The organism is bacterium, assembly GCA_035371905.1.
Lineage (GTDB): Bacteria > Ratteibacteria > UBA8468 > B48-G9 > JAFGKM01 > JAMWDI01.
This window is the reverse complement of the sequence record DAORXQ010000083.1, coordinates 1-7653: the sequence shown is the minus strand read 5'-3', so window position 1 is coordinate 7653 and position 7653 is coordinate 1. Positions and strand designations below refer to the sequence as shown.

Sequence of the window (7653 nt, the reverse complement as noted above, 5' to 3'; positions counted from 1 at the left end):
GTATATTGAAGGATATATTCCTGATAACTTAACTTGGTGTATGCCAGAGGGTTGGGCTCATCTTGGAGTCCAGACAGAAAGATTAACTCACCATTTATTTCCACTTAATAGAAAAGCAAGGCCTGAAGGAGTTGAAAGATTTTACCATTATTTAACAGAACACGGATTTAACGGTTATGAGGCAGGTATTTCAGATGAAGAAGAAGCATTAAAATATAAGGCAAAGACAATTATAAGAGCATTACTTTTTTGGTTAAATAAAGGAATTTCAAAGGTTTATATTTTCTGCACATATGATAAAGATAATAGAGGAATGGGGATTTTGTTATCAAATATAAATCCAAAGGAATACTCAAAATATCCAGAAGACCAACTTTATTCACCAGCGATGAAAGCATTAAAAAATGTTTTTGATAAATTTAAGGACTCAGAGGACTTGAAAGAAGTGAGGCAAATTGATATAGAAGTGGTTTCTCTTGGGAAACAATATAAGGTATTTGAAAATGTGAAATATGTTGGAGAAAAGAAAGAAAATATCCCAAATCCACCTGAACTCTATTACAGAGATATGTTTACATTTTTACCATTTCAGATTAATAAAAATAAGTTTGTATTTGCTGTCTATGTTATGAGTTATGATATTACAAATCCACTTCCTTCTATGAATTTCAGATTAATAATAAAAAATATTTATGGTGAAAATGCAAAAATTACATATTATGACCCAATTGAAAATAAAGAAATTCCATTTAAACTTTTAGATAAAGGAAAAGACAATGTGAAACTTGAAATAGAGGCAGTTGAATATCCAAGATTGATAATAATTGAAGAAAAAAAAGTCCCTGTTTCAATTAAAGAAATTAAAATTCTTGATACTGGGACAAAAACAGCGACTATTCAAGTAAAAACAAATATACCTTCAAAGATTTCAATTAATTTTTATCCATCAATCTCATCCCAATTTGAAAATGTATGGACTTCAAAGACATACTCTAATTTAACAAATGTAAAACTTGATAATCTTTTTCCTGGTTTAAAATATGAATTTAAGGTTGAAGCAGAGGATAAAAATGGAGTAAAAATAATATCACCTTCTTATGTATGGGAGAAAAATTATTTTTTTGAGACAGAAAAAGACCCAAAAAGTTTGCCTTTGGGTTTAAAAGTTGAGTATTATACTTCAAGTAAGCCAGGTGAATTTACAAATCTTAAAAAAACAGAAATTACTCCATTTGTCTATATTGATGAGAAATTATTGAAGGAAAAAGTAGGGCAAACAGAAATGGTTGCAGTAAGATATACTGGATTTATTTACATTGATAAGGATGATAAATATACTTTTTACACAGTTTCAGATGATGGAATAAGGATTTCCGTAGATGATAAACAAATTATAAATAACTGGACACATCATGCAGTAAAAGAAGATATAGGAGAGATTGAATTAAAAAAGGGTTGGCATAAGATTTTAATTGAATATTTCCAAGGGGCTGGTGGAGCATTGCTTAATTTTTATTATAGCAGGAGTGATTTAAAAAAGAGTTTAATTCAACCAGTTTATTTTAAATCAGAACAAGGAGGAGATAAATGAAAAAGTTATTTATTTTTTTATTTTTTCCCTTTAAGTTTATATTCTCCGATATATTGTTTGATTTTAAAAAATTTGAAAAGTTGGAAGAAGGGAATTTAAGGTATAAACTTAATCTTGAAAAGGATGGTATATATTTTTTGAAGTTTGAAGGAGCATTTCCTGATAATATTCAGAATGAAGGTATTAGATATTTACTTAAAATAAATGGAAAAGAAATTTTACATAAACAGGAATGGAATGAGGGATATATACCAACTATAATACCAGTTGAAAAGAAGAGAAAATCATTTATTTTTCTTTACACTGTTCCACTTAATTTGAAAAAAGGAGAAAATGAAATAATATTTGCTTCACCCGAAAATTCAAAATTATCTACTTTAAAGTTGATTGAAGGAATTGAAGGAGAAATTAAAAAAGAAGTAAAATCGACAGGTACAAATTTCATCTTTTTCAAAAGTGAAGAAGTCAATATTTCTTTTAATTTAGTATCCGATAGGGATAGAAAAATTGAATATGAGATTATTTCTTATTTTTCCATACTTTCTGATGATAAAGGAGAGGGTATTTGGTCTCCTGGAAATAGGTTTATAGCAAAGGATATGGTTTATAGAAGCAGTGGGAAGACAGAAATTAAAAAGAATGAGAAAAAAGAGTTTTCTTTAAAATTGCCTTCAAGTAAATATGGAACATTTTCTTTATTTTTTGTTTTAAAAGAGAATGACAGAGTTTTACCCCTACATATTATGAATTATTCAATTGTTTACGAAAGGGATACAGAGAACTTTAATTACGATGGTTTATTAATGGCATCCTGTGGAAAAGAGGAGTTTTTAAAAGGACTTAAGAAAATAGGTGTTGACTGGGTTAGATATGAAGTTGGTTGGAATGGATTTGAACCTAAAAAGGGAGAATTTAAATGGTATATGGATAAATTTATGGAAGAATGTAGAAAAAACAAAATCTATGTTATGACATTAACTGAAGGCGCACCTGAATGGGCAAAACCAAAAGGTGATTTTTTTGATATACCTTATAAAAATTTCAAGATAAAACTTGATTGGTCTCCTGGAAGAGAATTTTATGATGATTGGAAAAATGCATGGTATGAATATGGAAAGAGATATAAAGATGTAAATAAAGCATTTAATATGTGGAATGAACCATGGGAAGGCGGTGGAATAAGTGGATGGAAGTCAACAGGAGAACATTATAGAAATTTATTTAAAAAAGTTAAAGAAGCAAGGGATATGATTTCTTCTGATATAAAAATGGTAGGTGCTGATTCTTCTCATAATACAAACTGGAAGATATTTGCAGCAGGAATGGATAAAGATGTAGATGTTTTATCAACCCATTATGAATTACCTGTTCAGGCATGTTATTCGCCTGCACTTTCAAATTATTATGGAAAAGAGGTCTGGGATACAGAAACATGGATGACATGGATGGGAGACAGTGCAACAGTTAGAAATCTTCTTGCTGAAATTGCTCTTGGCTGGAAAAAAGTTTCTCTTTATGTAACAAATTTGATTTTTGATAAAAATGGTTTCCCAAACACATCTGTTGCCTGGTCAAGTGCTTTTGCGAGATTTTTGAATAATAAAGAATTTAAGGGATTTGCACATCCTGAAAGGCCCCCTTTTGTTTTACTTTTTAATGGAAAGAATGAAAATGTTGCTGTTGCAACAACTTCATTATGTGGTGTTTATCAGTGGAAAGATGCAGTATTCTGGGGACAATTTTCTGAAGAAAAACCAATTATGATTATAAAAGAAATTTCTGATTTGAAGGTATATGATATTTATGGTAATGAATTGAAAATTGAAAAGAGAAAAGGCAAAATTTTAATTCCTGTTGACAAAAATCCAAAATATCTTGTAACAAAGACAGAATTTTATAATTTCAAAAATATTTTAAGTAGTGCTGAATATGATAAGTTAAGACCATGTGAAATTGTTGTTCATCAAATAGGTAAGGATAATGAACTGAATGTGGATTTAAAGAATGTTCATAGGAAAAAAGTAAAAGGAATATTGTTTATAAAAAGTTCTGGTATTGAATATGAAGAAGACAGATTTAATTTTACACTTGAACCACTTGAAAAAAAGATTTTGAAAATAAGGATTAAAAAATATGAAAAAGACATAAATAGATTTCCATCAGAGATAATTGTCAAAACAGATATAGGTGAAGCAAGATTAAATGAAGACCTTGTAATTTGTGTAGTTAAAAAGGGTAAAATTCAAGTTGATGGAGACATAGATGAATGGAAATCAATTGGAGCAATACCTATAATTTTAATTAAAGGGGAAAAAGGAGAGGACTTAACATTGAAGGCATGGTATCCATGGGAAAATTTTGTTAATGAGATGCCTGATTTTGCAGCAGAAGTTTCTTTTGCTTATGATGATGAATTTTTATATGGAATGGCAAGAGTAAAAGATAAAACAAAGGATATACTTCCTTCTTTACTTTCAGGCAAAAATCTACATAAGTTTCAAAATCCTCCGGGTGATTATGTTTATGCAGAAATTGGACCAATTCCTGCAGCAAGTGGTGATATGATAAAAATCTCACTTGGAAACATTGAAAGAAAAAACTGGATTAAAGAATATGAAGTTTTTTCACCAGGTTCTCCATTATATAGATTTGGACATTATCTTTCTGCTTTATATCAGTATTTAATTTATCCAACAAATGATGGTAATGCAGAAATAATGAGAGTAAGAACACCTGAATTTTATTATCTGCATCCACTTCCAATTGACTATAAATTTTTATCAGAAAAATGTAAAATTGAAAAATCAAAAGTTATTGTAAAAAGCGATGAAAATGGATACATATATGAATTTGCAATTCCATGGGAAGAATTGAAGGATATTAAATTTGACAAAAACAAAAGAATAAAATTGAGTTTTGAAATTCAGGATAAAGGAATGGGAAATGTTATAGAATTTTCAAAAAATAAATCAATTTGTTCTGTCAATATACTTGACTTTGAACCTGGTTGGGGAGCAAAATGGACTGCAGAGACAGAATTTGAATTTTCTGATTAATTATTTTTTAAGTTTTATTCTGAAAGAATTTGTGGAAACAAAGTATTGTTCAATTAAACTTGCTATATTCATTGTAACCCAGTAGAGTAAAAGACCTGATGGGAAATTATAAAGGATGAAAAGAAACATCAATGGCATAAGTATTGTTAATGATTTCTGACTTGGTTCTGTTTGGGGAGTTAGTTTTTGCTGGAAATAAGAAGTTATTGTCATTAAAATTGGTAAGATATTCACTGGAAAACCATTTATCTTAAAAACAGTATCAGGCATAGAGAGGTCTTTTATCCATAATATGAAAGGTGCTCCTCTTAAAAATATAGAATTTCTTAAAGCAAGAAAAAAACCTATAAATATAGGGATTTGAATTATAGTTGGAAGACAGCCTGCAAATGGATTTATATTGTATTCTTTATAAATATTCATAAGTTCTTTCTGTAATTGATAGGGATTGTCCTTATATTTTTTTTGTATATCCTGTAAATACGGTCTTAATTTTTGGAGTTGTTTCATTGAATATAAACTTTTCCTTGTCAATGGGAAAAATAAAATCTTTATTATAAAAGTTAAAATGATTATTGCTAATCCCCAATTTGGAATAACTTTATGAATACCATTTAAAATAAAAAACAAAAACCTTCCAATTACTGTAAAAAAACCTTTTCCAAAAACATCCTCTTTTATGTAATTTCTTGCAATAAAGTAATCAGATGGTCCTGCATAAAATTTAAACTGGTATGTTTTTTCTTCTCCTTTGTGAAAATTCAAATTTTCATATAAAAGGACTAAATTTATAAAATTTGAATCAGGTTCAATTGTTATATTGGATTTTTCTGGAATATAAATGAAAACAAGAGAATATCTTGAAGAATATCCAACCCAGTTACAATTTTTATAAATCTTTTTTTCTTTAATTTTATATGGGTCAATAAAAACTGAAAATTTATTCATTCCAACAATTATTTTTGGTGGAATATAACTTCTTTGTGCTTTTATGTTTTGTAAGTTAATTTTTAAGATTTCAATTCTATAATCCTTAAGTTCTGTATCTTTATCTGTTTTGTTTTTGAGAATTTCTTCGTACTGGAAAATATAATTATTTTCAGGTACTCTAAATTTTTTCTGGTAATAAAAATCAGGAGTTTCTTTCGTTAAAAAAACTTCATTATTAAGATTAGAAATTTTTAAATTGTATTCAAATTCTGAATGAACTCCAGGAGTATAAAAAAATAAATTTCCATCACTCAGGGGAAAAAATTTTTCGTTTTTTCTCAAAAATTTCTTAAGACCAATTTCTTTTATATATCCACCTTTTTTATCAAGTGTTAAGTAATAATCTTTATTTTCAAATTCAATTGTTTCACCTTCAGGTATCTGTATAATTTCTGTTTTTGTTTCAGGAGTTAATATCTGTTGCTCCTGTTGAATTTTTTTGTATTGTGAGGGAGAATTTTTTGTTGTTTGAAATCTGCTGAAAATAAATATAATTAATATTGAAAGTGTAAATGCAATTAACAATCTTATTTCTTCATTTATTTTATCCATTTTTCCACCGGGTCATATCCACCTTTATTAAATGGATGACATCTCAGTATCCTTCTTATACCTAATAAAATACCTTTAAAACCTTTTTTTTCTATTGCCTGTATCATAAATTCAGAACAACTTGGATAAAATCTACAAACCCTTCCAAAAACAGGTGAAAACAGGATTTGATAAAACCTAATTAATTGAATTATAAATCTCATTTTTTATTTTCTCAAAAACTTCTTCAATTTTTCTTTTTTCAATAATTTCTTTTTTCAAAACTAATATAAAATCACCTTTTTTGAAGTTATTTCTTACTATTTCTCTTATTATTCTTTTTGCCTTATTCCTTTTCACAACCTTGCCTATTTTTGAACTTATCAAGAAACCAATTTTCAAATCATTTCTTTTGTTAAGATATAATTTAAAATACTCTGTTTCTATTTTCTTTCCTTTTTTAAGTATCTCCCTTATTCTCTTTTTAATCATCCAGCAAGTCGCTTTCTCCCTTTTCTTCTTCTATTGTTGATAATCTTCCTTCCACTTTTCGTTGACATCCTTGCAAGAAATCCAATTTTCCTTTTTCTTCTCAATTTATGTGGTCTATATGTTATTGACATTTCAGACCTCCGTTATAAAAGTATTATTTTACTACTTAAATTTAAATTTTTCAAATTTTCCTGCTTTTAAAATTTTTAAAAAATTAAAATTTGTGAGATTAAGTTGTATTGGAGTGATAGAAACATATCCATTTTTTACTGCATCAACATCACTGTATTTTTCCCCTTTTACTTCTTTAAAATTACCTTTTAGCCAGAAGTAAATATTGCCTCGTGGGTCAATCCTTTTTTCATATTCTTCATTAAACCTGCTCTTACTTTGATAAGCTATTTTTATTCCTTTAATTTCATTTATTTTCCTGTTGGGTATATTTATATTCAAAATTGTATCTTTCGGGAATTTTAGATTTTTTATTTTATCCATTAACTTTAAAACAACTTTTGAACACTCATCAAATTTAAAATTTTTATAATCTGCTATTGAAACAGCAATTGAAGGAATTCCAAGGATTGCTCCTTCACAGGCAGCAGAAACAGTCCCTGAATATAATATATCCATTCCAAGATTTGGTCCTGGATTTATTCCTGAAATTACCATATCAATTTTTTCTTTTATTAATTTCCTTACACCTATTTTTACACAGTCAACAGGAGTTCCACTTACAACAAAACATAAAAAATTATTTATTTTAACTTCCTTTACCCTTACAGGATTAAGTAAATTAATAGAATGACTTGTTGCACTTTTTTCTGTTTCAGGAACAACAATAAAAATTTCTGCAATTTCCTTTAAATACTTATAAAGTATTTTCAATCCATCCGAAAATATACCATCATCATTTGTTAAAAGTATTCTCATTTTAATATTGGAGCAGACCGGACTTGAACCGGCAACCTTCCGCATGCGAAGCGGACGCTCTCC

7 protein-coding genes are annotated in these 7653 nt (G+C 28.1%); 2 read left to right on the top strand and 5 right to left on the bottom strand.

The features are described from left to right. On the top strand, positions 1-1591 hold a 1591-nt coding region (locus PKV21_08105), incomplete at its 5' end, for a PA14 domain-containing protein (protein ID HOM27451.1). Beyond that, positions 1588-4647 (top strand): hypothetical protein, encoded by a 3060-nt coding sequence (locus PKV21_08100; protein ID HOM27450.1) that lies wholly within the window; start codon positions 1588-1590, stop codon positions 4645-4647. The genes PKV21_08105 and PKV21_08100, both read left to right, overlap by 4 nt. On the opposite strand, the gene PKV21_08095 is transcribed toward PKV21_08100, so the two are convergent. Genes PKV21_08095 through surE form a run of 5 tightly spaced genes read right to left on the bottom strand, consistent with a single transcriptional unit; the run spans position 4648 to position 7590 of the window. Then, the gene (locus tag PKV21_08095) at positions 4648-6189 is read right to left on the bottom strand and encodes a YidC/Oxa1 family insertase periplasmic-domain containing protein (GenBank protein HOM27449.1); all 1542 of its coding nucleotides are present in this window, start codon (positions 6187-6189) and stop codon (positions 4648-4650) included. It lies immediately after the preceding gene. Next, positions 6177-6392: a membrane protein insertion efficiency factor YidD gene (gene yidD, locus PKV21_08090; GenBank protein ID HOM27448.1), complete on the bottom strand. Its 216-nt coding sequence runs from the start codon at positions 6390-6392 to the stop codon at positions 6177-6179. Before yidD ends, PKV21_08095 begins: the two co-directional genes overlap by 13 nt. Further along, complete coding sequence (locus PKV21_08085) at positions 6367-6660, bottom strand: ribonuclease P protein component (protein HOM27447.1); 294 nt, start codon at positions 6658-6660, stop codon at positions 6367-6369. The genes yidD and PKV21_08085 overlap by 26 nt, the downstream gene beginning before the upstream one ends. After that, a complete protein-coding gene (rpmH, locus tag PKV21_08080; protein HOM27446.1) occupies positions 6657-6791 on the bottom strand; it encodes a 50S ribosomal protein L34 in 135 nt (44 codons plus the stop codon). Before rpmH ends, PKV21_08085 begins: the two co-directional genes overlap by 4 nt. 31 nt (positions 6792-6822) lie before the next feature. After that, on the bottom strand, positions 6823-7590 hold the full coding sequence (gene surE / locus PKV21_08075) for a 5'/3'-nucleotidase SurE (GenBank protein HOM27445.1): 768 nt from the start codon (positions 7588-7590) through the stop codon (positions 6823-6825). Between the last annotated feature and the right edge of the window lie 63 nt (positions 7591-7653).

Excerpts from the sequence above, each read along its gene's own strand:
- PKV21_08100 (HOM27450.1), top strand. The coding sequence starts at position 1,588 with ATGAAAAAGTTATTTATTTTTTTATTTTTTCCCTTTAAGTTTATATTC.
- PKV21_08095 (HOM27449.1), bottom strand. The coding sequence starts at position 6,189 with ATGGATAAAATAAATGAAGAAATAAGATTGTTAATTGCATTTACACTT.
- yidD (HOM27448.1), bottom strand. The coding sequence starts at position 6,392 with ATGAGATTTATAATTCAATTAATTAGGTTTTATCAAATCCTGTTTTCA.
- PKV21_08085 (HOM27447.1), bottom strand. The coding sequence starts at position 6,660 with ATGATTAAAAAGAGAATAAGGGAGATACTTAAAAAAGGAAAGAAAATA.
- rpmH (HOM27446.1), bottom strand. The coding sequence starts at position 6,791 with ATGTCAATAACATATAGACCACATAAATTGAGAAGAAAAAGGAAAATT.
- surE (HOM27445.1), bottom strand. The coding sequence starts at position 7,590 with ATGAGAATACTTTTAACAAATGATGATGGTATATTTTCGGATGGATTG.